At 52.1% G+C, this 26,768-nt stretch carries 23 protein-coding genes and 1 pseudogene; 14 read left to right on the plus strand and 10 right to left on the minus strand.

Annotated features, from left to right (window positions below; translation table 11 throughout):
• Positions 1–228 (minus strand): annotated as a pseudogene (locus tag BLP79_RS14465) (recombinase family protein); the annotation flags it as partial.
• 127 nt (positions 229–355) lie between these two features.
• Here BLP79_RS14465 and BLP79_RS14470 point away from each other — a divergent pair.
• The gene (locus BLP79_RS14470; protein ID WP_090220182.1) at positions 356–1,108 is read left to right on the plus strand and encodes an MBL fold metallo-hydrolase; all 753 of its coding nucleotides are present in this window, start codon (positions 356–358) and stop codon (positions 1,106–1,108) included.
• 182 nt (positions 1,109–1,290) lie between these two features.
• Here BLP79_RS14470 and secA read toward each other — a convergent pair whose 3' ends face one another.
• A complete protein-coding gene (gene secA / locus BLP79_RS14475) occupies positions 1,291–3,990 on the minus strand; it encodes a preprotein translocase subunit SecA (RefSeq protein WP_090220186.1) in 2,700 nt (899 codons plus the stop codon).
• A 180-nt stretch (positions 3,991–4,170) separates the two neighbouring features.
• Here secA and BLP79_RS14480 point away from each other — a divergent pair, with 180 nt between their 5' ends.
• Genes BLP79_RS14480 through mutT form a run of 3 tightly spaced genes read left to right on the plus strand, consistent with a single transcriptional unit; the run spans position 4,171 to position 6,649 of the window.
• Entirely contained in the window at positions 4,171–5,022 is an 852-nt protein-coding gene (locus BLP79_RS14480) for a peptidylprolyl isomerase (protein WP_090220188.1), read from the plus strand.
• A gap of 5 nt (positions 5,023–5,027) precedes the next feature.
• The gene (gene argJ / locus BLP79_RS14485) at positions 5,028–6,254 is read left to right on the plus strand and encodes a bifunctional glutamate N-acetyltransferase/amino-acid acetyltransferase ArgJ (RefSeq protein ID WP_090220189.1); all 1,227 of its coding nucleotides are present in this window, start codon (positions 5,028–5,030) and stop codon (positions 6,252–6,254) included.
• Entirely contained in the window at positions 6,251–6,649 is a 399-nt protein-coding gene (gene mutT / locus BLP79_RS14490) for an 8-oxo-dGTP diphosphatase MutT (RefSeq protein WP_090220191.1), read from the plus strand. Before argJ ends, mutT begins: the two co-directional genes overlap by 4 nt.
• 11 nt (positions 6,650–6,660) lie before the next feature.
• Here the strand turns inward: mutT and BLP79_RS14495 are convergent, their stop codons facing one another.
• Positions 6,661–7,815, minus strand: a complete 1,155-nt coding sequence (locus BLP79_RS14495; RefSeq protein ID WP_090220192.1) for an N-acetylglucosamine-6-phosphate deacetylase — start codon at positions 7,813–7,815, stop codon at positions 6,661–6,663.
• Positions 7,799–8,686, minus strand: coding sequence for a glucosamine kinase nucleotide-binding domain-containing protein (locus BLP79_RS14500; RefSeq protein WP_090220194.1), 888 nt, complete (start codon positions 8,684–8,686; stop codon positions 7,799–7,801). Before BLP79_RS14500 ends, BLP79_RS14495 begins: the two co-directional genes overlap by 17 nt.
• 280 nt (positions 8,687–8,966) lie before the next feature.
• On the opposite strand from BLP79_RS14500, the gene BLP79_RS14505 reads away from it, so the two are divergent.
• On the plus strand, positions 8,967–9,848 hold the full coding sequence (locus BLP79_RS14505; protein ID WP_090220195.1) for a hypothetical protein: 882 nt from the start codon (positions 8,967–8,969) through the stop codon (positions 9,846–9,848).
• Positions 9,849–9,871: 23 nt separating this feature from the next.
• Positions 9,872–11,422, plus strand: coding sequence for a substrate-binding domain-containing protein (locus BLP79_RS14510; RefSeq protein ID WP_090220197.1), 1,551 nt, complete (start codon positions 9,872–9,874; stop codon positions 11,420–11,422).
• A gap of 9 nt (positions 11,423–11,431) precedes the next feature.
• Here BLP79_RS14510 and radC read toward each other — a convergent pair whose 3' ends face one another.
• The 3 genes from radC to dnaK form a co-directional block, all read right to left on the minus strand.
• The gene (gene radC / locus BLP79_RS14515) at positions 11,432–12,196 is read right to left on the minus strand and encodes a RadC family protein (protein ID WP_090220199.1); all 765 of its coding nucleotides are present in this window, start codon (positions 12,194–12,196) and stop codon (positions 11,432–11,434) included.
• 96 nt (positions 12,197–12,292) lie between these two features.
• Positions 12,293–13,447: a molecular chaperone DnaJ gene (gene dnaJ / locus BLP79_RS14520; protein ID WP_090220200.1), complete on the minus strand. Its 1,155-nt coding sequence runs from the start codon at positions 13,445–13,447 to the stop codon at positions 12,293–12,295.
• A 77-nt stretch (positions 13,448–13,524) separates the two neighbouring features.
• Positions 13,525–15,444, minus strand: coding sequence for a molecular chaperone DnaK (gene dnaK, locus BLP79_RS14525; protein WP_090220202.1), 1,920 nt, complete (start codon positions 15,442–15,444; stop codon positions 13,525–13,527).
• Positions 15,445–15,653: 209 nt separating this feature from the next.
• Between dnaK and BLP79_RS14530 the strand changes: the two genes are divergently transcribed.
• On the plus strand, positions 15,654–16,256 hold the full coding sequence (locus tag BLP79_RS14530; protein ID WP_090220204.1) for an alpha-ketoglutarate-dependent dioxygenase AlkB family protein: 603 nt from the start codon (positions 15,654–15,656) through the stop codon (positions 16,254–16,256).
• Between the two features lie 14 nt (positions 16,257–16,270).
• Here the strand turns inward: BLP79_RS14530 and BLP79_RS14535 are convergent, their stop codons facing one another.
• Positions 16,271–17,095 (minus strand): ABC transporter permease, encoded by an 825-nt coding sequence (locus BLP79_RS14535; protein ID WP_090220390.1) that lies wholly within the window; start codon positions 17,093–17,095, stop codon positions 16,271–16,273.
• Positions 17,096–17,214: 119 nt separating this feature from the next.
• On the opposite strand from BLP79_RS14535, the gene cysQ reads away from it, so the two are divergent.
• The 7 genes from cysQ to BLP79_RS14570 all read left to right on the plus strand — a co-directional run bounded on the left by cysQ (position 17,215) and on the right by BLP79_RS14570 (position 25,573).
• The gene (gene cysQ / locus BLP79_RS14540) at positions 17,215–18,012 is read left to right on the plus strand and encodes a 3'(2'),5'-bisphosphate nucleotidase CysQ (protein WP_090220205.1); all 798 of its coding nucleotides are present in this window, start codon (positions 17,215–17,217) and stop codon (positions 18,010–18,012) included.
• A gap of 329 nt (positions 18,013–18,341) precedes the next feature.
• Entirely contained in the window at positions 18,342–19,235 is an 894-nt protein-coding gene (gene galU, locus BLP79_RS14545; protein WP_090220207.1) for a UTP--glucose-1-phosphate uridylyltransferase GalU, read from the plus strand.
• Positions 19,236–19,288: 53 nt separating this feature from the next.
• Positions 19,289–20,272 carry a UDP-glucose 4-epimerase GalE gene (gene galE / locus BLP79_RS14550; protein ID WP_090220209.1) on the plus strand — a complete coding sequence of 328 codons (984 nt, stop codon included), beginning with the start codon at positions 19,289–19,291 and terminating at the stop codon, positions 20,270–20,272.
• Positions 20,273–20,289: 17 nt separating this feature from the next.
• Entirely contained in the window at positions 20,290–21,309 is a 1,020-nt protein-coding gene (locus tag BLP79_RS14555; protein ID WP_232716585.1) for a glycosyltransferase family 2 protein, read from the plus strand.
• Between the two features lie 146 nt (positions 21,310–21,455).
• The gene (locus BLP79_RS14560) at positions 21,456–22,442 is read left to right on the plus strand and encodes a glycosyltransferase family 2 protein (protein WP_090220212.1); all 987 of its coding nucleotides are present in this window, start codon (positions 21,456–21,458) and stop codon (positions 22,440–22,442) included.
• The gene (locus BLP79_RS14565; protein WP_090220214.1) at positions 22,439–24,133 is read left to right on the plus strand and encodes a DUF5927 domain-containing protein; all 1,695 of its coding nucleotides are present in this window, start codon (positions 22,439–22,441) and stop codon (positions 24,131–24,133) included. Before BLP79_RS14560 ends, BLP79_RS14565 begins: the two co-directional genes overlap by 4 nt.
• 6 nt (positions 24,134–24,139) lie before the next feature.
• Entirely contained in the window at positions 24,140–25,573 is a 1,434-nt protein-coding gene (locus tag BLP79_RS14570; RefSeq protein WP_090220215.1) for a nodulation protein NodH, read from the plus strand.
• Between the two features lie 9 nt (positions 25,574–25,582).
• On the opposite strand, the gene BLP79_RS14575 is transcribed toward BLP79_RS14570, so the two are convergent.
• Together BLP79_RS14575 and hpf are read right to left on the minus strand one after the other, a co-directional pair.
• On the minus strand, positions 25,583–26,047 hold the full coding sequence (locus tag BLP79_RS14575) for a PTS sugar transporter subunit IIA (RefSeq protein ID WP_090220217.1): 465 nt from the start codon (positions 26,045–26,047) through the stop codon (positions 25,583–25,585).
• 45 nt (positions 26,048–26,092) lie between these two features.
• Positions 26,093–26,656 (minus strand): ribosome hibernation-promoting factor, HPF/YfiA family, encoded by a 564-nt coding sequence (hpf, locus tag BLP79_RS14580; RefSeq protein WP_090220218.1) that lies wholly within the window; start codon positions 26,654–26,656, stop codon positions 26,093–26,095.
• Between the last annotated feature and the right edge of the window lie 112 nt (positions 26,657–26,768).

Consider the following 26,768-nt stretch of genomic DNA (forward strand, 5'->3'; position numbering starts at 1 on the left):
AAGACCTGCCAAATCGCCAATTAAATCAATGGTCAGCTCGTCCCCGGCTTCATTGGGCGTCAGGACAACTTTATCGATCATTGCTCTAAGGTGTTGTGATGCCTCAGTACGTCGCTCAGAACTGTTGAGCGTTGCCATGACGTTTGAGACTTCCTGCTTGTAGTAGGCGCTCATATTGGGGTGGAAGATCACCTGTTCCTCAGGCTGATTGCTCAGAAGATGTCCCAACTCTTTGAGACGGTCTGAGCGAAGACTGCACGGTCTTTCAGCATCTCTGCTAGCTCACCACCGTCGCAGATCGATTGCACGATCTTTTCTTTCTCGCGTGTGAGCTTGCCCTCAGACTGAAGGAGAAGTGCATCGCTTTAGTCGAGATGGTGTAACGTTTCACACTTATGTCTCTCCCGATCGTGGTTTGCGCGCAACGGCGCATGTCATTGAATTTAAAAACGAAGTACTGCTTATCGATGCTACTTTCTTTCCCGAAACTGGTGCAGAAGTTGCAGATTTGATTAAACATATCGGTAAACCTGTCGCCAAAGCTGTGCTCAGCCATGAACACCCTGATCACTGGAGCGGCACAGTTGCAATGCCGGATGTGCCGTTTGAAACGCTGCCCGCTATTCGGGCTGATGTCGTCAAGGAAGCGGCAGATCGTATTCCAACAAATGTTGCAAATAGCCCAGATCTTGTTCTTGGGCATACCGAGATTGATGGAGTTCCAATTGAATTCCGGAATATAACGCACACCGAGTCGAACAATATGATTGTTGCGGTTTTACCAGAGCAGCGGGTTGCTGTCGTGCAGGATCTTGTGTTCAGTGGTGTTTATTTCGCACCCGGATATGACCGCCCCAAATGGATTCGTGATCTGGAAAGTTTCCGGGATGATCCAGCATTTGACACGCTTTTGCTTGGTCATGGGACGCCTTCCAATCGGGGTGAGTTAGACGTGGCGATCCAATATTTAAAGCTACTGACGGAAGTCATGGACGGGCCCGATGCCACGCCTGAGAAAGCTGTGAAAGCAATGCAGGACGCTTACCCGAGTTATCTGGGGGCTGATTTTGTGTTGGAAGTTCTGATCCCTGAATACTGGCCTAGCTAACCTAACAGAGGTTTTGAACGCCTCTGTTAAAAATCACATTTGGACAGGCCAACCTAGGTTATAGAGTTCTGATCTTCATTATCCTGCTGAGTTTGAATTCAAAGCTCGCAACACGGGCACTCTTCAAAAAGCAAAGGCGCCCAAGATCCAGCAATAGCGAGGAACTTGGGCGCCTAAACGGTTTAGTTCAGACGACCGTGGCAGTGTTTGAACTTTTTACCGGATCCACAGGGGCAAAGATCGTTGCGTGACGGATTCCCCCATGTGCTGGGGTCATTCTCATCAAAACCCTCAATTGCGTCTTCGGTTGGAGCAGGTGGTTTTTCCGTCTCTTCTGGTGGCTGTTGCATTGCGGCCTGGCGTGCGGCCATTTGCATCAGCATCTGGCGCTGTTCTTCCTCGGTCACAGGGCGCACGTGGCTTAGCTGTTTGGTGACGTCTTCGCGCAGTGAATCAAGCATTGATTCAAACAGCTGGAAGCTTTCGTTTTTGTATTCATTCAATGGATCGCGCTGTGCATAGCCACGGAAACCAACGACCGAGCGCAAGTGCTCAAGCGTGAGAAGATGTTCACGCCATTTGGCATCTATGGTTTGCAGCAGCACCTGTTTCTCGATGTTGCGCATGCCTTCTTCCCCAAAGGCGTCTACCTTTTCGGTCATTTTAGCATCTGTCGCTTCGATGAGGCGCTCGCGGATCTGCTCATCATCGACGCCTTCTTCAGCGGCCCAATCCGCAACAGGGAGATCCATCGCGAAATGATCCAAAACCGCTTGCTGCAGGCCTTCGGTATCCCACTGGTCTGCATAGGTTTTTGGCGGCATGTAAGTGTCCAACAGGTCGTCGATAACCTCGTGGCGCATTTCGCCCACGACGTCAGACAAATCTTTTGACGCCATGATATCGCGACGTTGGCTAAATACCACTTTACGCTGATCATTCATCACGTCGTCAAACTTCAGCACGTTCTTACGCATGTCAAAGTTACGGCCTTCGACCTTGGCCTGCGCGCGCTCCAGTGATTTGTTCACCCAGGGGTGAATAATGGCTTCGCCTTCTTTCATGCCAAGGCTGGACAGCATTTTATCCAGACGCTCAGAGCCGAAGATGCGCATCAGGTCGTCTTCTAGTGACAAATAGAAACGTGTCAGGCCAGGATCCCCCTGACGGCCCGAACGACCGCGCAGCTGATTGTCGATCCGGCGGCTTTCATGGCGCTCTGAGGCCAGAACACAAAGCCCACCGGCCTCCAGAACCTTTTGTTTTTCTTCGGCGTGCTTGCCCTCTTCGGTCGCGCGCAGTTCAGCTGGGTCGGCATCTGGATTAGCCTCCAGCGCTGCCATCACTATGTTTTCGACATTGCCGCCCAATTGAATATCGGTGCCGCGTCCTGCCATATTGGTGGCAATTGTCACCGCACCCAGACGGCCAGCATCTGCGACAATTTGGGCCTCTTGTTCGTGGTGGCGCGCATTGAGGACGTTGTGTTTGATCTCTTCACGTTGCAGCATCTGGCTGAGCAGTTCAGATTTTTCAATTGATGTCGTACCCAAAAGGACTGGCTGGCCCTTTTCATGTGCTTTCTTCGCTTCTGCGATCATTGCCTGGTATTTTTCAATCGCAGTGCGGTAAACCTGATCATCCGCATCTTTACGGGCAATCGGTTTGTTGGTTGGAATTTCCACAACGCCAAGGCCGTAGATTTCCATGAATTCTTCAGCTTCTGTCATCGCGGTGCCGGTCATACCGGATAGGCGATTGTACAGGCGGAAGTAGTTTTGGAAGGTAACAGAAGCCAGCGTGGTGTTTTCAGGCTGGATCGCTACTGCTTCTTTGGCTTCCAACGCTTGGTGCAAACCTTCAGACAGACGGCGACCAGCCATCATACGTCCGGTGAATTCATCGATCAGGATGACTTCGCCATTGCGCACGATATAATCTTTATCCCGCTGAAACAGCTTATGTGCCCGCAGCGCCTGATTGACGTGGTGCACCACGGTTGTGCTTTCAGGGTCGTACAGAGACGCACCCTCTTCCAAAAGCATCGCGCCGTGAAGGATCTTTTCAAGCTCTTCGTTGCCTTCTTCGGTAAAGGTCACACCACGAGTCTTTTCATCGATTTCATAGTGATCGTCCTGCAGTTTGGGGATCACCGTGTCGATGGTCGTGTAAAGTTCAGAGCGATCTTCTGCCGGGCCGGAAATGATCAAAGGGGTGCGTGCTTCATCGATCAGGATGGAATCCACCTCATCCACAATCGCAAAATTGTGATGCTTCTGGAAAACCTGATCCAGGCTGGGTTTCATATTATCGCGCAGATAATCAAAACCCAGCTCGTTGTTGGTGGCGTAGGTTACGTCACAGTCGTAAGCGGCTTTTTTCTCTTCATCAGGCTGACCAGACCAAATCACACCGGTGGTCATGCCAAGGGCTGCGAACACCTTGCTCATCCACTCGCTGTCGCGTTTGGCCAGATATTCGTTCACGGTCACAACGTGTACGCCTTTGCCGGTCAGCGCGTTTAGATAGGCGGGGAATGTCGCAACAAGGGTTTTGCCCTCGCCGGTTTTCATCTCGGAAATATTGCCCTGATGCAGGAACATACCACCCAAAAGCTGCGTATCAAAGGCACGGAGACCCAAGGCGCGTCTGGCGCCTTCACGCACGTTTGCAAAGGCTTCTGGCAAAAGATCATCAAGGCTGGTGCCGTCTAGTGCGCGTTTGCGCAGATCGTCGGTTTTGGAGATCAGCTCTTCATCGCTCAGCTTTTCAAACTCGGCTTCTAGCGCGTTGATCTGCGCCACCACCTGTCGCGCGGCTTTGATCTTGCGGTCATTCGGCGTGCCGAACACCTTTTTGGCGAGAGTTCCTAAACCGAGCATATTTTCTCCAACGTATCTGTCATTGGTCGCAATGAAGGGCAGGCTTGCCCGCCGAGTTCGCAACCCATAAACAAGGTGGGAAAATGACGGTCCAAAACAAGGCCCCTAGGCGATGTAAGCGGCAGTTATTTCAGTGTCAACGCCACGGTCCTGTGGTCAGAACAGAATAGGAAGAATTCAATGCGTAAAGGTCTCACTTTTCTGCCAGCTTTGGCCATGGCTGCCTGGATGGTTCTGCCCGCCCCTGCAACCGCAGCACCACATGCCAATACAGTTGTGGCCACGGTAAACGGCGAAGACATCACATTGGGTCACATGATCCTTGCTCGTGAAACGCTACCTGCGCAGTACCAGCAGCTGCCAGCTGATGTACTATACAAAGCGATTTTGGATCAGTTGATCCAGCAAACAGCGCTGAAACAAGAGCTGAACGGAGAGGTTCCGCGTGCCATCCAGCTGACGCTCGACAATGAAACACGTTCACTGCTGGCCAGCCAGGTGATCGAAACAGTGATGCGTAATGCGGCCACCGAAGACGCACTACGTGAAGCCTATGATACCACCTATTCAACGGGTGACGGCGGGGATGAATTCCACGCTGCACATATTTTGGTCGAGACGCAGGAAGAAGCTGCAGAAATTGTCACCGAGCTGGAGCAGGGGGCGGACTTCTCAAAATTGGCCAAGGCGCGCTCTACCGGTCCATCTGGCCCCTCGGGTGGAGATTTGGGGTGGTTTGGTCTGGGCCGCATGGTGCCAGAGTTTGAAACGGCCGTGCTTGACATGAAAGCGGGTGAGTTTTCTCAACCTGTCCAAACTCAGTTTGGCTGGCACGTCATTTTGTTGAATGAACGTCGCAAAGTTGCTGCGCCCAAATTTGAAGAGGTGCGTGGCCAGCTTGAACAGCAGGTTCAGCAAAACGCGATCGAAGAGCATGTGAATAAGCTTACCGCACACGCGGACATCATCCGCCCGGTTGTAGAGGATCTGGATCCCGCCATTCTACAAGACTTAAGCCTGGTACAGGAATAATACGAATGGCTGACGCACTGCCTAAATCTCCGCTCGCACCCGCCGCGTTTCCGGATTTGCCGGTGATCAAAGGCGTGCGTTTTGCCGCTGCTGCTGCTGGCGTGAAATATCAAGATCGCACCGATGTTATGTTGGCGATGCTTGATCCTGGCAGCACTGTTGCCGGGGTTTTTACCCGCTCTAAAACGCGCTCTGCCAATGTGCTGGATTGTGAGGCAAAAATTGGCGCTGACAGTGATGTAGGAGCCGCGATTTTTGTGAATTCGGGCAATTCCAACGCCTTTACCGGGCGGGCAGGGGGTGAATCGGTTGCTGCCATTTGTACTGCTGTTGCGCAAAGCACTGGTTTGCCCGAGGCGCGGGTTTTCACAGCCTCGACAGGTGTGATTGGAGAGCGCCTGCCGCACGATCGCATCATCGCAAAAGTTGATGCGCTTTGTGAGGGGCTTCGTGCTGACGCGCTTGAAGACGCCGCCGAAGCTATCCGCACCACTGACACCTTTGCAAAAGGGTCGGCAACGACGGTTGAGCTGAATGGGCAGCCTGTACAAATTGCAGGTATCGCCAAAGGATCCGGCATGATCGCTCCAGATATGGCGACGATGCTGGTCTATATCTTTACCGATGCCAAGATTGCACGCGCTGAACTGCAAGCTTTGGTGAGTCGCTTGAACGATCAAAGCTTCAATTGCATCACGGTTGATGGGGATACTTCGACCTCTGATACATTGCTGATGGGCGCGACAGGGGCGTCAGGTATTGATGTTGCCGGGAATGCGGAATTTGAAACTGCGCTGCGTACTGTATTCCTTGATCTCGCGCATCAGGTTGTGCGCGACGGGGAGGGGGCGACTAAATTTGTGGAAATCCAGATTACCGGTGCATTCTCCGACGCAGAGGCCAAAACCCATGGGCTGGCGATTGCCAATTCACCTTTGGTGAAAACAGCGATTGCGGGGGAGGATCCGAATTGGGGACGTGTTGTTATGGCGATTGGGAAATCGGGAGCCGCGGCAGAGCGAGACCTTTTGTCAATCTCGTTTGGCGATGTTCTTGTCGCTGAAAAAGGTTGGGTTTCACCGAAGTACCGCGAAGACCTTGGCGCGGCTGAAATGAAGAAACAGAATATCACGCTCAAGGTGGATCTGGGGATCGGCAGTGGCACTGCGACGGTTTGGACCTGTGATCTGACGCATCAATATATCAGTATTAATGCGGATTATCGCTCATGAAGACAGTTTTAGTTTCTGCTGTTGCGCTCATCGATGTTGATGGGCGCGTCCTGCTGGCGCAGCGCCCCGAAGGTAAATCTATGGCGGGCCTATGGGAGTTCCCAGGCGGTAAGATCGAACCGGGGGAGACGCCAGAGGCCGCTTTGGTACGCGAGTTGCAGGAGGAATTGGGGATTGATACTTGGACCTCTTGCCTCGCGCCTTTGACCTTTGCCAGCCATTCCTACGAGAATTTCCATCTCTTGATGCCGCTCTTTGCCTGTCGCAAATGGGAAGGCATTCCCCAAGCGCGGGAGGGGCAGACGCTGAAGTGGGTTAAACCAAACGAGCTGCGCGATTATCCAATGCCCGCAGCTGATATCCCATTGATCCCCATCTTGCGAGACTGGCTTTAAGAGCAACTGGATTAAGTTGTGTGTGAAGTTAAGGCGTCGCAGCGCGTCAGATCTGGGCGTAAACGGTTAAAACTTTCGATGTTTTGACCCAGCATGGATATAGGTTGCTTGATGAGCCGCCGCGGCGTTTCGATCGCGGCGGATAGCGCTGTGGCAAGCGGGACGCCCACTTTTTGGGTCACAACGCGCAATGCGGTTGTCAGGTCTAGGTCGGCGCCGGCTAAAGTGCCATCCATCAGTGTTAAACGGCCTTTGTGTCGGTGGATATCGCGCTGGCCCAGCGAAAATTTAGTTGCGCTGCTGCCGGCAACAGCCATCGCATCTGAGACCAGAAAAAGTGATCCTGGACCTTGTTTCGCACGCCACGCGGCGCCTAGGCTATGTGGGTGCACATGTATACCGTCAGCGATTACACCTGCAGAAACTGCACCAGAGGATAGAGCCGCACCAACAACGCCCGGTGCGCGGCTGGTCAGAGGGCTCATCGCGTTGAACAAATGGGTGACACAGCGCGCGCCAGCTTCAATATATTCTAGCGCAGTGTCAAAATCTGCATCCGTATGCCCCAGTGAGACAAGCACACCCGCATCTGCCAGATTGCGAACTTGTTGCGTGGTCACGTTTTCAGGTGCAACCGTGACCTTTAGAACCGGAAGGTGGCGCGCAGCCTCGATGAGCATTTGCAAATCGTCAGCAGACATTTTCCGGACCAAATCAGGATCATGTGCGCCTTTCCGAGCGATCGACAGATGCGGCCCCTCAAGATGCAGGCCAGCAACACCGGGCACCCCCAGACGTACTGCATCTATTGCAGCGTGAATCACCGCTTTTGTGATTTCAGGAGTGTCTGTGATAAGTGTCGGTAATATCAGGTTTGCACCTAAAAACCGATGCGCTGTTGCGATGCGCGTAAGCCCCTCAACTGTTGGCAGGTCACCCAACAAAATGCCATCACCACCATTCACCTGTAGGTCTGCATAGCCAAGGCACAGAATATCCCCCTTCAGATCAACAGAAGGCACATCTGGGTCTATACTGTCGGTCAAAGAGGTCAGTACACCCTTTTCAAAATAGGCGACTTTGTCGTCGTGCAAGACACCTTGTTCGAAAATCAAGCCACCATGATAGCAGTGCCGGTTTTCCATCCAATCAGCCTTTCCCCGCATGTCCAAGACCCTGTGCAAAGGTTTGCGCTAGGGCAATGGCTCCATCAAGTGGGGATCCAAGCGGTTTGATCAGGGCGGTTTGCATCTCGGGCGGGAGGTAGCGTGCATAGGTGGCGCCAATGCCACCTGTCAGGCAAAGCGGCGAAGCGTCTGTCCAGCCAAAGGCGGTCAACATCTTTGCCAGTTGCGACGCCGCATCTTGTAAAATCTCTTTTGCGAGCGCGTCATAGTCAGCGACCCGTGTGACCAGCGGTGCCAGTGCCGCTATTTCCTTTTGGCCAGCAGTGGCCGCCCATGCAATCAGTCCTGCAGCCCCCTCCATGCGCTGTAATGTTGCATCGCTCAGCGTTGTAGCTTGGCGAAGCCCATCTTCCGCTTCTAAGCTGCGCACAAGAAGTTGCTTTCCAATCCAATGAGCTGACCCGGGATCGCCAAGAACTGGGCCCCACCCTCCTGCAAAACGTATGTTCGCGCCGATCTGGCAGCCGAAAAAAGATCCGGTGCCGCAATGGATCAGATGGCCATCGTTGGCGCCCAATGCACCTATGAGAGCGGCAGCACGGTCTTCCTCAATCTTGAGGCTGGTGAGGGGAAGCGCCGCAGCGACCCGTTCGGCCATAGGTGCACCCGTGACCCCTGCAAGGCCCATATAAGTTGGGACATTGCGTAGGGTGTCGCTATCCCGACCGACGGCCTTGCTAAGTTTGTTGAGACCGGTTGTGATTTCAGCAATGGCGGTATCAAAATTGCTGGAAACGTTGGTGGCGCCGACTTCGACCTGCCATTTTGCATCTTTGTCACATAATGCCAGTCGACAGCGGCTGCCGCCGCCGTCTACGGCAATTACTGGATAAGATTGCGGCTGTTCCATTCCAGCAGGAGTGAAACAGCTTGAGATAAAAGAAAAGAGGCAATTTGATTTCGTGTGTCGGAAACACGCCCTTTTCTTTCGGGATTATCGATTTTGATGGACGGCGGAGCCGCAATATCGAGGGTATGTTCGCATAATTTGCCGTTACACTTGGTACCCCGCGCAAAAGACCTTGCGGCTGTTTTGTCTAAATTCTGCCTGATTTCGTTACGGCTGTGGTCACGAGTTGGCCACCTTTTTCATGCACACTTTCTTAACGCTGTGGGTGAAGGAGAGCGGGATGTTAACGAATCGAACAGGTGTTATGGCTGCAGCGACACTATGTGCCGCATTGGGGATAGGATATTTTATGCAGCCATCGACTGCGCCTGAAACGCGCCAAGTTGTTGAACGTACAGAACCTGTCATAGACGCGGTGGATGAGCTTCCGCTGGAAAAGATCACTCTAACATCTGCCCAGTCACATGTAACCCAAGAGACGGTCTCTCAGCAAAGTCCTGTTCAACCTTGTGAATTACATGCCCAAGCAACTGCTCAGCCCGGGGCGGTTGTTGCCTTGAATGTTGTGGCACCTTGTATGTCAGGGGCGCGTCTGACCGTTCACCACAACGGGCTGATGTTTTCTGAAATCTTGAATGCTGAAGGTCATTTGAACGTTCAGGTTCCTGCATTGTCTGAAAGCGCCGTTTTCCTCATCGATGCCGACCAGGGAAAAGGGGCGGTGGCAACCGTACAAATCCCTGATTTTGAGAGTGTGGAACGGGTGGTCCTGCAATGGCAGGGCAATACCGGGTTTGAATTACACGCACGCGAATTTGGAGCGCATTATGGCGATCAGGGGCACGTGTGGCATGGGGCCGAAACTGTTGGCGCGGGCACCGTCCATCGTTTAGGGGATGCAAGCCTTTTGGCTGCGCGTCAGGTTGAGATTTATAGCATAGCCAAACACCCAGATTCGGTGTCCGGGCAGGTTGCCTTGACCATCGAAGCTGAAGTGACGTCGCAGAATTGTGGTCGCGATGTGTCTGCACAAACTATGGAATTCCAGCAAGGTCAGCTTCGGACACGGGAATTACAGCTGAATATTCCCAATTGTGACGCAACTGGTGACTTTCTTGTGTTGAATAATCTCGTTGAAAACCTGAAGATTGCGCAAAACTAGGCGACGATACTTCAAGGTTTCTCATGGCAGTCTTTCGTGCGGCGCTTGCAGCCGCACTTCTCTTTTTTAGTCATTGCGTTTTAGCGCTTGCGCAGGACGTTACTTTATCATCACAGGATGGATCTGTTGAAATCAATGGAGACCTTTTGGGATTCGATGGTGAATTCTACCGTGTGAATACCAAATTTGGCGAACTCACAGTTGATGGGTCCGGCGTGCGCTGTGACGGGCCCGGATGTCCAAGCCTGTCTGATTTTGTGGCAGAGGTTTCCTTTTCCGGTTCTACAGCCATGGCGGATGTGTTGATACCTGCATTGATCGAAGGGTTTTCGCTGCGCAATGGGTTTCAAACGCATCGGGATGCGCTGGGCGGTGGCAATTTTGAATATACGCTGCGCGAAGCGGGCGGCCGTATTGCCGCACGGTTTTCATTTTTTGTCAGCAATACGGATGATGGGTTTGAAGATCTGTTGAACAATGAGACAGACATCGTGCTTGCCCTACGTGAAATTCGTCCTGCAGAGCGTCAACGCGCAGAGGCGCTTGGCATGGGGGATATGACAAGCGCTGCACAAAGTCGCGTGGTCGCTTTGGACGCTTTGGTTCCCGTAGTCTCGCCTGATAACCCGGTGCGGGATATCACCCTGCCTCAGCTTGTAGGGGTGTTGACCGGGCAGATTTCCAACTGGCAGACGCTTGGCGGTCCAGATGCACCGATTACGGTTCATTTGCCGGTCGCGGCTTCAGGACTCACGCAGGCCATACAGGACCGGTTGCTTGGAACCGGATCTTTGGCCCAGAATGTGCGTCGCCATGATCGGCTAAGCAATCTGGGCCGTCGGGTTGCGACAGATTCGTTTGCTTTTGGTATCACAAGCTTCTCAGAAGCAGATCCCGCGCGAAAACTGATCCTGTCTGGCAGTTGCGGGTTTGAATTGCAGGCTGGACGGCGGGCGATCAAAACAGAAGATTATCCTCTGAATGCGCCGATGTTTCTGTATCTGCCCGCGCGTCGCTTGCCCAAAATTGCGCGGGACTTCTTATCGTATACCCGAGGCCCTGGCGCGCAAATTGTGATCCGCAGAGCGGGATTCGTAGACCAAGCCGCCGAAACCATTACGTTAAACGCTCAGGGCGATCGACTGGCAAATGCAATTTTATCAGGTTCTGATGAAATTGGTCTGGATGAGCTAAATCGAATGGTTTCAACCCTTAAAGGCCATCAGCGTCTTACAACGTCTTTTCGGTTCGAAGCGGGGTCTTCGCGGCCAGATGCACAGTCTCGGAGCAACATAGAACAGTTGGCGCGTGCGTTAGAGGCAGGTGCTTATGACACGCGTGAATTGTTATTTGTCGGGTTTTCGGATGGCCAGGGGCCTGCAGCGGGCAATCGCGATATTGCGCTTAAACGGGCACAAGCAGTGCGTGATGCTGTCTTGGCGACAGCTGAAACCGCTAATCTGGATCGGGTGACACTTTCGACTGACGCGTTTGGGGAAGCGATGCCGATGGCTTGTGATGACAGTGCCTGGGGACGGCAGGTCAATCGGCGTGTAGAGGTCTGGGTCAGGTAACGCGCGTGGCTATAAATACCCTTCCGCACTGAAACTGAGTTCGCGCGATTTACCAATAATCAGATGATCATGCACCGTGATCCCCAAAGGGGTAAGCGCAGCCACAATTTGTTGGGTCATGCTGATATCGCTTTCAGAGGGGGTTGGATCGCCAGAAGGATGATTGTGCACCAAAAGAATAGCGCTTGCATTCAGTTCCAAGGCGCGTTTGGCGATTTCACGGGGGTAGACTGGCACATGGTCAACAGTTCCACGCGCTTGCTCTTCATCCGCAATCAGAACGTTTTTCCGATCAAGATACAGGACGCGAAACTGTTCGATTTCAAGATGTGACATGGCCGTATGGCAATAATCAAGAAGAGCATCCCAACTGGAAAGAACCTGTCGTTGCATGACACGTGCCCGCGCCAATCGCTGTGCAGCGGCTTCTAGGATCTTGAGATCAGTGATGATAGCTGGTCCAACCTCTGATACTTCGGCAAGCCGTTCTGTCGGAGCTGTGATGACCCGATTGATATCTCCGAATGTTTTCAGCAACCGATGCGCCAGCGGTTTTACGTCCTTTCGGGGGACTGAGCGAAACAGAATAAGCTCTAGTAATTCATAGTCCGGCACAGAGGTTGCACCGCCTGTCATAAAGCGTTCGCGCAGGCGTGCACGATGATCTTTAATATAAGAAGGCAAGCGCGCTTTTGGTAAGACCCCATCAACCTCGGTTGCTTCATCCGCAAACAAAGGGAGGGGGATTTCTTCAAAAGAGGAGTCCTGAGGCATTCATCCAGTCTGGAAGCGACTCGGTAAATGAAGTCTTAACGCGGGTAAATGCCAGCGTAAAAGAGAAACGCTCCCCGATTGGGGAGCGTTTGTTCGTTAGCCCTTCATGCCATCCCAGAAGCTTTTGACAGAAGAGAAGAAGCTCCCACTTTCGGGGTTGGTGTTCTCTTCGGACAGGTCTTCGAATTCACGCATGATTTCTTTTTGGCGCGCCGTTAGATTTACGGGTGTTTCAACGGCAAGTTCGATGAACATATCACCAACACCGCCGCCGCGTAGTGTGGGCATACCCTTGCCACGCAAGCGCATCTGGCGGCCCGATTGGCTGCCTTCGGGAATTTGGACACGCCCGCGGCCACCATCAATGGTCGGGACTTCGATTGCACCACCCAAAGCAGCCTTGGCCATTGAAACCGGCACGCGGCAATAAAGATTATTGCCATCCCGTTCGAATAGATCATGTGGCGCGACCTCGACAAAGATGTAGAGATCCCCCGGAGGGCCACCGCGCAGACCTGCTTCACCTTCGCCTGCAAGACGAATGCGAGTCCCGGTTTCCACACCAGCAGGGATATTCACCGACAAAGAGCGATCTTTCTCAACGCGGCCATGACCGTGACAGGTTTTACAAGGGTTCTTGATGATCTGCCCCAGCCCCGAGCAAGTCGGGCAGGTGCGTTCAACGGTAAAGAAACCCTGTTGTGCCCTCACCTTTCCCATGCCCGAACAGGTAGGACAGGTTGTGGGCTCTGCTCCACCTTCGGAACCGGTTCCATCACAGGATGTACAGGCAACAGAGGTTGGTACCTTGATGGTTTTATGCATACCAGCAAAGGCGTCTTCTAACGTGACCCGCAGATTATACCGCAGGTCAGCACCACGTGTTGCGCGCTGGCGTCCGCCACCGCCGCCACGTTGGCCGCCCATAAAGTCACCAAACAGGTCATCAAAGACGTCTGAGAAGGCAGAGGAGAAATCGCCACCGGGATGGCCACCACGTGGACCGCCACCACCGCCCATACCCCCTTCAAAAGCAGCATGACCATAGCGGTCATACGCGGCTTTTTTCTCGGGGTCTTTCAGAACGTCGTAGGCTTCGTTGGCCTCTTTGAACTGTGATTCTGCGTTCGGATTGTCGCTGTTGCGGTCCGGGTGCAGTTCTTTGGCCTTCTTGCGAAAGCCTTTTTTGATTTCATCGGCAGAAGCCCCTTTGGCCACGCCCAGAATATCGTAATAGTCACGTTTTGACATCAGAGTGTCCCTTCTGCCTCAACGAAAACGGGCCGGTCCGTGCGCCGGACCGGCCCGTTTTGGCCTAGGCGCAAACGTTAGCGCTTGTCGCCGTCCAGATCTTCGAACTCGGCGTCGACAATGTCATCGTCACCGGGGCCTGCTGCTTCGTCTGCAGCTGCAGGTTCATCACCAGCGTCTTCAGCTTGTGCTTTGTAGATCGCTTCACCCAGCTTCATCGCAGCTTCTGTGACGTTCTGGATGCCAGACTTGATCTTATCGGCGTTGGATTTTTCATTTTCCAGATCGTCTTTCAGTGCGGCCAGCGCCAGTTCGATCACTTCAACGGTGGAGGGATCAACCTTGTCGCTGTGTTCTTCCAGAGATTTCTCAGTGGAGTGTACAAGGCTTTCGGCTTGGTTGCGTGCTTCGATCAGTTCGCGACGCTCTTTATCCGCCTCGGCATTGTCCTCGGCGTCTTTGACCATTTGTTCGATGTCCTCATCGGACAGGCCGCCAGACGCTTGGATGGTAATCCGGTGCTCTTTGTTGGTGCCTTTGTCTTTTGCTGACACAGACACGATGCCGTTGGCGTCGATATCAAAGGTCACTTCAATTTGAGGCAAGCCGCGTGGTGCAGGTGGAATGTCTTCAAGGTTGAATTGGCCAAGAATCTTGTTGTCGGCCGCCATTTCACGCTCACCCTGGAACACACGGATGGTTACGGCGTTCTGGTTGTCTTCAGCAGTTGAGAAGACCTGAGATTTTTTTGTTGGAATGGTGGTGTTGCGGTCGATCAAACGGGTGAAAACGCCACCCAAGGTTTCGATGCCCAGTGACAGTGGGGTCACGTCCAAGAGAACAACGTCTTTCACGTCGCCTTGCAGAACGCCGGCCTGAATGGCCGCGCCCATTGCAACAACCTCATCCGGGTTCACACCTTTGTGGGGTTCTTTGCCGAAGAATTTCGTAACTTCTTCGATCACTTTGGGCATGCGGGTCATGCCGCCTACCAGAACCACTTCGTCGATGTCAGAAGCAGAGATGCCCGCATCCTTCAACGCAGCTGCACAGGGTTTCATGGAGTTTTTGATCAAGTCTGCAACCAGGCTTTCCAGTTTCGCACGGGTCAGTTTGATAACCATGTGCAAAGGTTGACCGGTGGAAGGATCCATCGAGATAAACGGCTGGTTGATCTCGGTTTGGTTTGCGCTCGACAGTTCGATTTTTGCTTTTTCTGCCGCTTCTTTCAAACGCTGCAGTGCCATCTTGTCTGCGGTCAGATCAACGCCATGCTCTTTTTTGAACTGATCGGCCAGATAGTTGACGATGCGCATGTCAAAGTCTTCACCACCCAGGAAGGTGTCACCATTGGTTGACTTTACTTCAAAAAGGCCGTCGTCGATTTCCAGAATGGTGACATCGAATGTACCACCACCAAGGTCATAAACAGCGATGGTTTGGGTGTTCTCTTTGTCCAGACCATAGGCCAGCGCCGCAGCGGTTGGCTCGTTGATGATACGCAGAACTTCCAGACCGGCAATTTTACCGGCGTCTTTGGTCGCCTGACGCTGTGCATCGTTGAAATACGCAGGAACGGTAATCACAGCTTGGGTGACTTCCTCACCCAGATAAGATTCTGCGGTCTCTTTCATTTTGCCCAGGGTGAAGGCCGAGATTTGTGATGGGGAGTATTTCTCACCCTTGGCTTCAACCCATGCATCGCCATTGCCGCCATTCACGACTGCGAAGGGCAGGTTTTTCTTGTCTTTTGCCAGATGCGTGTCATCTGCGCGGCGACCGATCAGGCGTTTCACACCAAAAATGGTGTTGTCTGGGTTGGTAACAGCCTGACGTTTCGCAGGTTGGCCAACCAGGCGCTCTTCGTCGGTAAAGGCGACGATTGACGGCGTGGTGCGCGCGCCTTCAGCGTTTTCAATCACGCGAGGCTGCGAGCCATCCATAAGGGCCACACAGGAGTTGGTGGTGCCGAGGTCAATCCCGATAACTTTGCTCATCTTTGATCCCTTTTTCTCATCAAGGCGATTACACGAGGTCTGAACCCTTTGTGGCATCCATACCCCGAAAACAGTGCGGTTTGGTCTAAACCACGCCGCGTCGAAGCGTATATAAGGAGCGGAAATGATCCCTGCAAGCGCCTCAGGACGTGCTGCGTCGTTGATGGTGAAGTTTTTTCAAGGGATATGGTTAAGAATGGAATAATGCGATGGCAATGTTGCGGGTGCGTGGCTTTGAAATTCACAAATCTTACCTTTCGCCTGAGGCTCAGCGCGCTTTGATTGACGATCTGCGCCCGCTGTTAAAGGCGGCGCCACTTTTTTCGCCTGAGACGCCGCGGGGTGGAAAGATGTCTGTGCGGATGACCGCAAGTGGTTCCTATGGTTGGTTTTCCGATGCATCAGGGTATCGATATATAGATCAACACCCGTCCGGACGCCTATGGCCCGCGATTCCACAGGCTTTGTTAGACTTGTGGTATGCAGCGAGCGGGGCGGATCGCCAACCTGAATGCTGTTTGTTGAATTATTACGGTGAAGACGCGCGTATGGGATTGCATCAGGATAAGGATGAAGCGGATTTTTCATATCCGGTTGTTTCAATCAGTCTTGGAGATGACGCGTTATTTCGGATCGGGAATATAACGCGCGGCGGTAAAACTGATTCTGTCTGGCTGAATTCAGGCGATGTTGTAGTGATGGGCGGAGAGGCACGTCTTGCGTATCACGGTGTCGATCGCATTAGGTTTAAATCATCGCGCCTGCTGCCTAAGGGCGGGCGTATCAATCTTACTCTGCGGGTGGTTACGTGATCACCCGCAGTATTTTAGCGCTTGGCGCTCCAGCTGATAGAGACATTCTTGCGCGTATAAAACTCTCCCATCAACCCGATCAGGATCAAGATCAGGGCGATCCAAAGGGCATATTCCCAGCTGCTGAAGTGGGGGTTATAGTTTTTAAAGATATACCCTCTTGCTTGGTCGATGCAGTGGAACAGTGGGTTCCAGTCAAACAGAGCCAGCATGAAGCTTGGCAATGTGTTGGCAAGAAACATTTTGCCAGATGCGATCATATTCGCACGTTGATAGACCGTTGAGAGAATGCCAACCAGGCTGGGAGCCCAAGGTTTGAGCACCAGCAAAACCAATCCAACACAGGATCCTGTCAGCCAGGCCAGCAGGACCATTGCATAGGCGGAAATTGGATCAACAATTTCAACTGGGGTAAAGGCAACATGATAGCCAAATAGAATCAGAAAGAGCGACAGGGATTGCAGATAAAGTGATCCAAGCGCGGCCGACAGAATCGCAACAATTGTATTCATAGGCGCATGTTGCATCATTGGGCTGCTTGGCCCTTCAGCACCGGATACGGCACCTACAGCTTTAGTATGGGTCAGAAACAGGAAGACACCTGACATCACGTAAAGCAGAAAGTCGCCCCGTACAGCATTTCCTTTGACGCCTAAGATTGTAAACATCAGGTAGAAAATCGATACAAACATAATAGCTTGCAGCATGTTCAGACCAAGCGCTATGAGCGCGTTGTTATGTTTGGAGCGCACACTGCGCACAACCGCGTGAAATACAACTTCGCACATGGTTAAAAAACCAAGGAAAGCTGAAGTGCCTGCGCGTCGTTGACTAAACATCTGTACCAAACTTTGTTCGTTCGAGGTCAAATTAACACGGACATATTGCTGATCCGTTGCTTGCACAGCATAAGAACCATGAGTTTTGTTTACAACATGGCCAAAAATAGGAGATTTTAATGACCTATGAAGAGTTGATCCCGATCATCCGTAAGCTTGCCATCGAGGCGGGCGCGAAAATTATGGAGATTTACAACTCCGATAACTTTGATGTGAAGGTAAAGTCAGACGACAGCCCTGTTACCGAAGCGGATGAAGCGGCAGATGCGTTGATCTCAGCTGGGTTGCGCTCTGCTTTCCCTGACATGATGCTGGTGACGGAAGAGCAGGCAGAATCTCACAGTGCAAAAGGCGATACCTTCCTCATCGTGGACCCGTTGGATGGCACTAAAGAATTCGTGCATCGTCGTGGCGATTTCACTGTGAATATCGCATTGGTGGAAAAAGGCGTTCCGACACGTGGTGTCGTCTATGCACCGGCGCGGGATCGGATGTTTTACACGCTCGCAGATGGATCTGCCGTCGAAGAGACGGGGGCGCTTGATCCAAATGTTATTGGTGCAACAACGCCTATCAAGGTAGCAGACAGCGATAACAGTGCTTTGATGGTGGTTGCGTCTAAATCGCACCGGGATCAGGCTACAGATGACTACATCTCTAAGTATCAAGTGAAAGACAGCAAAAGTGCAGGATCTTCGCTGAAATTCTGCTTGGTTGCAACGGGAGAGGCTGATCTTTACCCGCGCGTCGGGCGGACAATGGAATGGGATACCGCAGCCGGGGATGCTGTTTTGCGCGGCGCAGGTGGCAAGGTGGTGCGTTTTGATGATCACAGTCCACTAAGCTATGGCAAAGACGGATTCGCGAATCCGTTCTTTATCGCCTACGCACCTGCAGTTGATCTTAAAAAACCTTAAATAATAGGCAGGCGATGCCGATATTGTCGCGTATTTCACAGAGAGTTCGCGATATTTTGCCCAAAGGTGCCCCAGTTTGTTGTGCCCAATCTCTGGGGCTTTAATAATACAAGAGGTGAGCATGGGGGGCGAAGGATCGTCTGGTATATGCTTATGCATTGTAGCGTTAGGGTTACAAAACCGGAATAATGGCTGGTGACAGGTTTAAAGGTGACGCTGGACTAGCAATGCACTTGTCAGCCTTGTTGGAGGCTGGCAGAGGTCCAACGGGTTTGTTTGCAGACCTCACACCAAGGCCTTTGGTGGTGAATATATAGAGAGAGCGAGTTATGCGCAGAAAAGTAACAAAAGCAATTTTCCCGGTGGCGGGTCTGGGTACGCGGTTTTTGCCTGCGACCAAATCTGTGCCAAAAGAAATTATGACTCTCGTTGATCGTCCGCTGGTACAATATGCAATTGATGAAGCGCGCGCGGCGGGTATTGAAGAATTTATTTTTGTAACCTCGCGTGGCAAAGGCGCGCTGGAAGATTATTTTGATCGCAGCCCCGTTTTGGAGGCGTCTTTGCGTGAAAAGGGCAAAGACCAACTGCTGAACGTGCTGAATGAAACCAACATGGATTCAGGTGCAATTGCGTATGTTCGTCAGCACCAGGCGCTGGGCTTGGGGCACGCGGTCTGGTGCGCGCGCCGTTTGATTGGTGATGAGCCTTTTGCTGTCATGCTGCCTGATGATGTCATCGCGGCTGAAACATCTTGCCTCAAGCAAATGGTGGAAGCCTATGAAGAGACCGGCGGCAATATGGTCGCAACGATGGAAGTCTCACCGGAACAGACCTCATCTTATGGCGTTTTGGATGTGAAAAACGATATGGGGGCCGTTGTCGAAGCCCGTGGCATGGTTGAAAAACCAAAAGCCGAAGAAGCGCCATCAAATCTTGCTGTGATTGGCCGTTACATTCTGTCTCCATCTGTCCTGACCAACCTCAACCACATGAAAGAGGGTGCAGGCGGTGAGATCCAGCTGACGGATGCGATTGCAGAAGATATCGCTGCAGATGTGCCTGTTTACGGCTATCGCTTCAACGGTCAGCGGTTTGATTGTGGATCAAAAGCAGGCTTTTTGCAGGCTACCGTTGCTTTTGCTCTGGCGCGTGACGATTTGCGCGATGATCTGATGGGCTACATCCAGCAAGTTTCACAGATGGATAAAGCGGCGCAGTAAAACTGAGCCTCCCGCGCGCTGTGCGCGCGGGCACAGAACGAAGGACAGTTCCATTGAAAAATGTGTTGGTAACCGGTGGTGCCGGATACATTGGGTCGCATGCCTGTAAAGCATTGAAAATGGCCGGATATACGCCTGTCACTTACGACAATCTGGTGACGGGTTGGCAGGACGCGGTGAAATTTGGGCCATTTGAGCAGGGAGATCTTACTGATCGTGCCCGTCTAGATGAGGTCTTTGCAAAATACAAACCCATTGCAGTCATGCATTTTGCTGCGCTCAGCCAGGTTGGTGAGGCGATGAGCCAGCCTGGGAAATACTGGGCAAACAATGTAGGGGGCTCTTTAACCTTGGTGGAAGCGGCTGTCGCTGCAGACTGCCTTGATTTTGTGTTTTCCTCCACCTGTGCCACCTATGGTGAGCATGATAATGTTGTCTTGGATGAGCAGACTCCGCAGCAGCCTTTGAATGCCTATGGCGCCAGCAAGCGCGCTGTGGAAGACATCCTCAAGGATTTCGAAGCAGCCTATGGTCTGCGGTCGGTAATTTTTCGCTATTTCAACGTTGCTGGTGCTGATCCAGAGGCGGAAGTGGGCGAATTTCATCAGCCTGAAACCCATTTGATCCCTTTGATGCTGCAGGCAATCAAAGGTGAACGGGATGCTCTGACTGTCTTTGGTACAGATTACGACACTCCCGACGGCACGTGCATTCGGGACTATGTACATGTCTGTGATCTGGTCGATGCTCATGTTTTGGGGCTGAAATGGCTGGAAGCCGACAAAGGCAGCCAAGTCTTCAACCTTGGCACCGGGTCTGGTTTTTCGGTGATGGAAGTGATCGATCATTCTCGCTCAGTCACAAATGAAGCTGTTCCTTACAACGTTGGCGCACGCCGGGCTGGTGATTGTACCAAACTGGTATCTGGTTCTACCCGGGCCGTCACGGATCTGGGCTGGGAGCCAAAACGTTCGACATTGGATAAAATGATATCTGATGCTTGGAAATGGCACCAGACCGGACACTACACACAATGATTGACAGGGCGCGGCTGGTGCAGCCCCGGCTGAGCTGGCCCGCCCGTTACTTGCTACGGCTGAAACGTAAGTATTTGCTGTGGCGTGCGCGTAAAGCTGCAAAACAGCTGACTGTATTGAAAGACTGCACCGCTGCAATCAACGCGTCGTCGCTTTTATGCTTTGCGACAATGCGAAACGAACGGCAACGCCTTCCTTATTATTTAGAACATTATCGCAGGCTTGGGATCACGCAGTTCCTGATCGTTGACAATGACAGCGATGATGGCACGCGGGAATATTTGTTAGATCAGCCTGATGTCTCTCTCTGGACAACGGATGCCCCCTATCGCAGCTCACGATTTGGTGTGGACTGGCTGACAGGTTTGCAACATCGCTATGGTCGCGGGATATGGTGCCTGACTGCAGATGCAGATGAGATCTTGATCTATCCAGAATGGCAGGGGCGAGACCTGCACGCTCTGACCGCATGGCTGGATGAACAAGGGCAACGCGCATTTGGTGCAATGATGCTGGATATGTACCCAAAGGGCTCTTTGGGGGGGCAGCCTCAGGCAAATGCAATAACCCCGTTTGACACTCTGCGCTGGTTCGATGCGGATACGTATACTTGGGATTATAAGAAACGCTATGGGCAGATCTCGATCCGAGGGGGGCCACGCAAACGTGTGTTTTTTCAGGATGAACCAGATCACGCGCCACATCTGCATAAGACTCCGCTGGTACGTTGGGCGCGTGGGGATGTTTATGTCAGTTCAACCCATACGTTGTTGCCGAGGTACTTAAACGCGGTTTTTGATGCGCGTTTGGAGTGCCCGACAGGCGTGTTGTTACATACCAAATTTCTGGACGAGATTATCGCAAAGTCTGAGGAAGAAAAGGTAAGGCGTCAGCACTTTACCTATGTCGAGCGCTACGAACGCTATTATGATGAAATCATTGCAGCGCCTGATTTGTGGTGTGACGCGTCTCAACGCTATGCGAATGCCCAACAATTGGAGCAGCTTGGCTTGATGAGGCGTGGCGCTTGGCCGTGATCCAATACTGTCCAATTATACCCTTTGGTAAATTCATTGAAATCACGCGGCCCCCTGTGGCATATTCTTTTTCAAACAAGAGGGTTGCTCTTCGGCCCGCATAAGCAAAAGTAGGCAGTGGTTTGGGTATTTGGCATTCTTATCGGATGCGTCTGCGGCGCCAGCGGCGCATTCTGCGGGCAATGCGGAAATCACGCGAGTTGCGCGTGGTTCAGGATCACACGAACAACATTCAACCAAATGATGTTCTGCTCGTCTGCACATTGCGCAATGAACAGATCCGGCTCCCGTATTTTCTGGACTACTATCGAAATCAAGGGGTTGGTCATTTTCTGATTATCGATAATGGGTCAACAGACGGGTGTGAGGCCTATCTTTCTGGCATGGGGGATGTTTCGCTCTGGCACAGTGATGCAAGCTATAAGCGGGCAACATTTGGCGTCGATTGGATGAACCATCTGAAACGTAAATATGCCCATGGTCATTGGGTACTTGTGGTCGATCCTGATGAATTTTTTGTTTATCCTTTTAGCGATACACGCCCATTGCAGGCGCTGACAGATTGGTTGGACAGCTCAGAGATCCCCAGCTTTTCTGCCATGTTATTGGATGTCTATCCCAAAGGAAAAATTGGCGATACACCGTATCAGGCGGGCCAAAACCCGCTGGAAATTGCGCACTGGTTTGACAGTGGCAATTATATTGTCCGCAAAAACCCAACCTACGGAAACCTGTGGATCCAGGGGGGCGTTCGGATGCGTAAGTTCTTTGCCGCCCAACCGAAAAAGGCTCCGGCACTGAATAAAACCCCTTTGGTCAAATGGGACCGCAGATATGCCTATGTCAGTTCGACCCATACGCTTTTGCCGCGTGGATTGAATCAGGTCTATGATGAAGCGGGAGGCGAGAAGGCCAGTGGTATTTTGCTCCATACAAAATTTCTGGACACGTTGTCTGCCAAAGCGTCAGAAGAGATACAGCGGGGCCAGCACTATGCATCTTCGGCGGAATACCGAGCCTATGCGGCACAGCTGGAAGACCAGCCAGAACTGTGGTGCAAATGGAGCGAACGCTACATCAACTGGCGGCAGCTTGAAATTTTAGGCCTGATGTCCAAAGGCAACTGGGCATGAGGATTGGCATTCTCATGCTGGTTCACACGGCGTTTGATCGGGCCGCGCAGGTTGCGCAATATTGGGCGGCTGCAGGTTGTCCAGTTGTGATCCATGTGGATGAAAAAGTACCAGATCACGCCTTTTCCCGTTTCCAGTCAGCACTTTCAGAGGTGGCACAAGTCAGTTTTTGCGACCGTCACGCCTGTGAATGGGGCATGTGGGGGATAGTGGCGGCAACGCAGTCCGCCGCAGAGCAAATGCTGTCGCAGCATGACGATGTGACCCATGTCTATCTGATGTCAGGTTCATGCCTGCCATTGCGACCTGTTTCTGATCTAAAAGACTATTTAGCGGCTCGACCCGAGACTGATTTTATCGAAAGTGCCACCACTGCGGATGTGCCTTGGACCGTGGGTGGATTAAGTGCCGAACGTTTTACGTTGCGATTTCCCTTCTCATGGAAAAAGCATCGCTTGCTTTTTGATGGCTATGTGCGCTGGCAGCGTCGATTGGGACTGCGTCGCCGTTTTCCTATAGGTCTAAAGCCACATATGGGAAGCCAATGGTGGTGCCTGACCCGCAAGACATTGAGCGCAGTTCTTACAGATCCAGACCGCCCAGCCATTGATCGCTATTTCAAACGGGTCTGGATTCCCGACGAAAGCTACTTTCAGACGCTGGTGCGGCGGCACAGCAAAGAAATTGAAAGCCGTTCTCTGACCTTGTCGAAATTTGATCATCAAGGCCGGCCGCATATCTTTTACGAAGATCACCTGTCTTTGTTGCGCCGGTCGGATTGTTTTGTGGCGCGAAAGATATGGCCTCAGGCAGAGGGGCTGTATCAGGCGTTTCTGGGGGCACGCGCAGAAACCGCTGATCACGCTCAGCCAAATCCTGGCAAAATTGACCGTGTATTTTCACATGCAATGGAGCGCCGTCTGCGCGGCCGGGCGGGCCTTTACATGCAAAGCCGCTTTCCCTATCGGCAGGGCCAGACAGGTGTGACAGCGGCGCCTTATGCAGTGTTTCAAGGGTTTTCTGACTTTTATGAAGGATTTGAACCTTGGTTGACACAGGTTTCAGATAGGGTTGTGCACGGCCATTTGTTTGCTTCAGATCGGGTTGAATACGCCGGGCGACATAGCATCACGCAGGGCACGATGTCAGATAATGTACGTATCCGAGATTATGATCCTGAGAGCTTCCTGACCAACCTTTTGTGGAACAGTCGTGACGCGCGCCATTGTTTTCAATTCAGCCCAAGAGACGAACAGCCCATCGCGCAACTGATGGCCTATGATGTGAACGCACAGATTTCGGTGATTGCCGGGGCCTGGGCCTTACGGTTGTGCCGTTCTGATCTTGATTTTAAACTGCTGCGAAAAGAGGCAGCCCGTCTGCAAAAACGTGAGGCAGCGTTTCTTTCTCTTTTACGATCTCCCTGGGTGAAAGCGCGTGTGCGAATTTGGTCGATGGCAGATTTTATCGAAGCCCCACAAGAAAACTTGCGCAGTTGTTTGACGGATCTGGGGGTGTCGGGCACGCCTGATTTGCCCGATCAGACTTCGCTTGATGGATTCGGACACTTCCTCCAAGATCTCAAAAACCATGGAATGCACCCCTATGTGATGGGAGATTTTCCGGTTGAAGGGGAAGCCCTCTCGCGTGAGGTATCCCCGTCTTTAGGTAAACCTTATATTGTTCAATGAATGGCTATGACTCAACAGTTTGATTATTTTGTGATTTTCGCTGAAATGCGTACTGGATCCAACTTTTTGGAGGCCAATTTAAACGCATTTGACGGGATCGCTTGTCATGGTGAAGCGTTTAATCCGCATTTCATTGGCTACCCCAATCGTGAAGATTGTCTTGGTATTACATTGAACGATCGAGAGGCAAACCCAGCTGTGCTTCTGAATGCGATACGCACTGATGCAACTGCTCTGGCAGGGTTTCGTTACTTTCATGACCACGATTCCCGTGTGCTCGACACGATATTGAACGATCCGAGATGTGCAAAAATTGTTCTGACGCGCAATCCACTTGACAGCTATGTTTCGTTGAAAATCGCTGAGGCCACCGGGCAATGGAAACTTACAAATGTGACCCGACGCAAAGAGGCGCAGGCGCATTTTGATGCGGCTGAATTTGCGGCACATGTCGATGCTTTGCAGCAGTTTCAGATTTCGTTGCAGGGACAGTTGCAGCGCAGCGGACAAAGCGCCTTTTACGTCGCTTATGAAGACCTACAGGATGTCGCTGTGATGAATGGCCTCGCCCGCTGGTTAGGAGCAAAGGCGCAACTTGAGGCGCTTGATGATAGCCTAAAACGGCAAAATCCGTCGCCTGTTGTTTCAAAGGTGCACAACAGCGAAGAAATGATTGCTGCCTTGACTGGTATTGATCATTTTAATCTGACCCGTACGCCCAATTTTGAACCACGTCGCGGGCCGGCGGTTCCGGGCTATATTGCCGCGGCGCAGGCTTCGGTTCTGTATCTGCCGATCCAGGGGGGGGCAGAGCAGCCGGTGACCCAATGGTTGGCGGATCTGGACAATGTCCAAGGGGATGCCTTGCAGAAGGGGATGAACCAAAAAGAAGCGCGCCAGTGGATGCAAAACAATCCGGGATTTCGCAGCTTTACGGTTGTACGCCATCCGCTGCAGCGCGCCCATGCGGTTTTCTGCGCACGCATTTTAAACAAAGGGCCTGGATGCTTTTTGAAAATCCGCAATACGCTGCGCCGACGCTACAATGTACCTATGCCGGAACAGGGGCCGGGGGAAGATTATACTCTGCCTCAGCATCGCGCCGCATTTGAAGGTTTTTTGAATTTTCTCAAACTCAATCTGGGTGGTCAAACATCAATCCGTGTAGATGCAAACTGGGCCAGCCAAACGCAGGTGATTTCAGGCTTTGCTGAGTTTCTGGCTCCAGATCTCATCATACGTGAGAGTGAAATTGCGCAGGATTTAAAAGGCCTTTCTGAAAAAATAGGCCAATTGACGAGCGTTAGGTCTGATGGCGAAGAAGATCAGCCTTTTTCATTGTCGCAGATATACGATGCTGATCTTGAACGCCTGTGTCGCGCAGTTTACCAGCGCGACTATCTAAAGCTTGGCTTTGGAAATTGGGCAGATCGCGCCTAAGAGCCTGTCTTAGGCGGCTTCTATCGTCTGACTGTCGGTTAGAATTGTGTGCAGTGTAGACGGGTCAGGGTTTGCGCGCAGTTTTGTGCAGAAACTCTGATCACGCAATGTTCTGGACACCAAGGCCAATGCTTTGAGATGCTCCACGCCTGCCGCTTCTGGAGCGAAGAGCGTGAAAACAATATCCACGGGTTGCCGGTCTACAGCGCCAAAATCCAGCGGTTTTTCTAGGGTCAAAAATACCCCCTGAACCTCTGATATCCAATCTGTACGTGCATGAGGCAGGGCAACACCGTGCCCTACCCCAGTTGGGCCAAGGCTCTCGCGTTCAAGCAAGGCCTCAACCGTATGTGCCACGGGCATTCCATATGCAGATCCTGCAACTTCGGAAACTTCCTGAAACAGGCGTTTCTTGCTAGATACTGCGCCGATAACGCGCACTGCCTCGGGTTTGAGGATGCTTGAAATCTGCATTTATTCTGCTCCGATCGGGTGCCTCATCACACCTCTAGGATGTAATTATGGATCAATCCAGCCAATATTGCCGTCGTCACGACGGTAGACGACATTCAGGCTATCTTTGCTTTCGTTTTTGAAAACAAGGACAGGCGCGCCTGCCAGTTCCATTTGCATCACAGCTTCACCAACGGAAAGGGAAGGGATCTTTGCTTCCATTTCTGCGACGATGATCGGTTGCAAGGTCTCTGGTTCAGAAACAGCTTCTTTGTCTTCTGAGGCAAGGATATACGAACTTGCGCCCAAAAGTTCAACTGGTTCGCTGCGCTCCCGGTGGTGATCTTTCAATCTCCGCTTATAGCGGCGTAGCTGTTTTTCCATTTTTTCGTTACAGCTGTCAAAAGCCGCATAGATTTCAGTGGCATGAGCCTTGGCTTGGGCTGTCAGCCCCGTCGACAGATGTACGGTGGCTTCACAGACGTATTCATGCGCTGATCGCGAAAAGACTACATTGGCGTCGGTCGGTCGTTCAGCATATTTGCCAACAACTTCGCCCAACTCGCTTTGCACATGAATTTGCAAGGCTTCGCCGATGTCGATCTGTTTTCCGCTGATTTTGTAACGCATGTGATCTCCTTTACACATAAACACTTAAATCCGACCAGTTCGCACTGGTGCAGTGATAATTGGATCTAAGTGTGGAATTCAGGCAGGCGCCAGACAGTCAGCAGCACAGAAG

The sequence above is a fragment of the Epibacterium ulvae genome (assembly GCF_900102795.1).
Taxonomy (GTDB): domain Bacteria; phylum Pseudomonadota; class Alphaproteobacteria; order Rhodobacterales; family Rhodobacteraceae; genus Epibacterium; species Epibacterium ulvae.

Coding starts and splice junctions, on each gene's coding strand:
- BLP79_RS14500 (WP_090220194.1), bottom strand. CDS start 8,686: ATGGAACAGCCGCAATCTTATCCAGTAATTGCCGTAGACGGCGGCGGC.
- BLP79_RS14495 (WP_090220192.1), bottom strand. CDS start 7,815: ATGCGGGGAAAGGCTGATTGGATGGAAAACCGGCACTGCTATCATGGT.
- BLP79_RS14510 (WP_090220197.1), top strand. CDS start 9,872: ATGGCAGTCTTTCGTGCGGCGCTTGCAGCCGCACTTCTCTTTTTTAGT.
- dnaK (WP_090220202.1), bottom strand. CDS start 15,444: ATGAGCAAAGTTATCGGGATTGACCTCGGCACCACCAACTCCTGTGTG.
- mutT (WP_090220191.1), top strand. CDS start 6,251: ATGAAGACAGTTTTAGTTTCTGCTGTTGCGCTCATCGATGTTGATGGG.
- BLP79_RS14575 (WP_090220217.1), bottom strand. CDS start 26,047: ATGCAGATTTCAAGCATCCTCAAACCCGAGGCAGTGCGCGTTATCGGC.
- argJ (WP_090220189.1), top strand. CDS start 5,028: ATGGCTGACGCACTGCCTAAATCTCCGCTCGCACCCGCCGCGTTTCCG.
- BLP79_RS14530 (WP_090220204.1), top strand. CDS start 15,654: ATGGCAATGTTGCGGGTGCGTGGCTTTGAAATTCACAAATCTTACCTT.
- dnaJ (WP_090220200.1), bottom strand. CDS start 13,447: ATGTCAAAACGTGACTATTACGATATTCTGGGCGTGGCCAAAGGGGCT.
- BLP79_RS14565 (WP_090220214.1), top strand. CDS start 22,439: ATGAGGATTGGCATTCTCATGCTGGTTCACACGGCGTTTGATCGGGCC.
- radC (WP_090220199.1), bottom strand. CDS start 12,196: ATGCCTCAGGACTCCTCTTTTGAAGAAATCCCCCTCCCTTTGTTTGCG.
- secA (WP_090220186.1), bottom strand. CDS start 3,990: ATGCTCGGTTTAGGAACTCTCGCCAAAAAGGTGTTCGGCACGCCGAAT.
- BLP79_RS14505 (WP_090220195.1), top strand. CDS start 8,967: ATGTTAACGAATCGAACAGGTGTTATGGCTGCAGCGACACTATGTGCC.
- galU (WP_090220207.1), top strand. CDS start 18,342: ATGCGCAGAAAAGTAACAAAAGCAATTTTCCCGGTGGCGGGTCTGGGT.
- hpf (WP_090220218.1), bottom strand. CDS start 26,656: ATGCGTTACAAAATCAGCGGAAAACAGATCGACATCGGCGAAGCCTTG.
- cysQ (WP_090220205.1), top strand. CDS start 17,215: ATGACCTATGAAGAGTTGATCCCGATCATCCGTAAGCTTGCCATCGAG.
- BLP79_RS14570 (WP_090220215.1), top strand. CDS start 24,140: ATGACTCAACAGTTTGATTATTTTGTGATTTTCGCTGAAATGCGTACT.
- BLP79_RS14535 (WP_090220390.1), bottom strand. CDS start 17,095: ATGTTTAGTCAACGACGCGCAGGCACTTCAGCTTTCCTTGGTTTTTTA.
- BLP79_RS14560 (WP_090220212.1), top strand. CDS start 21,456: ATGCGTCTGCGGCGCCAGCGGCGCATTCTGCGGGCAATGCGGAAATCA.
- BLP79_RS14480 (WP_090220188.1), top strand. CDS start 4,171: ATGCGTAAAGGTCTCACTTTTCTGCCAGCTTTGGCCATGGCTGCCTGG.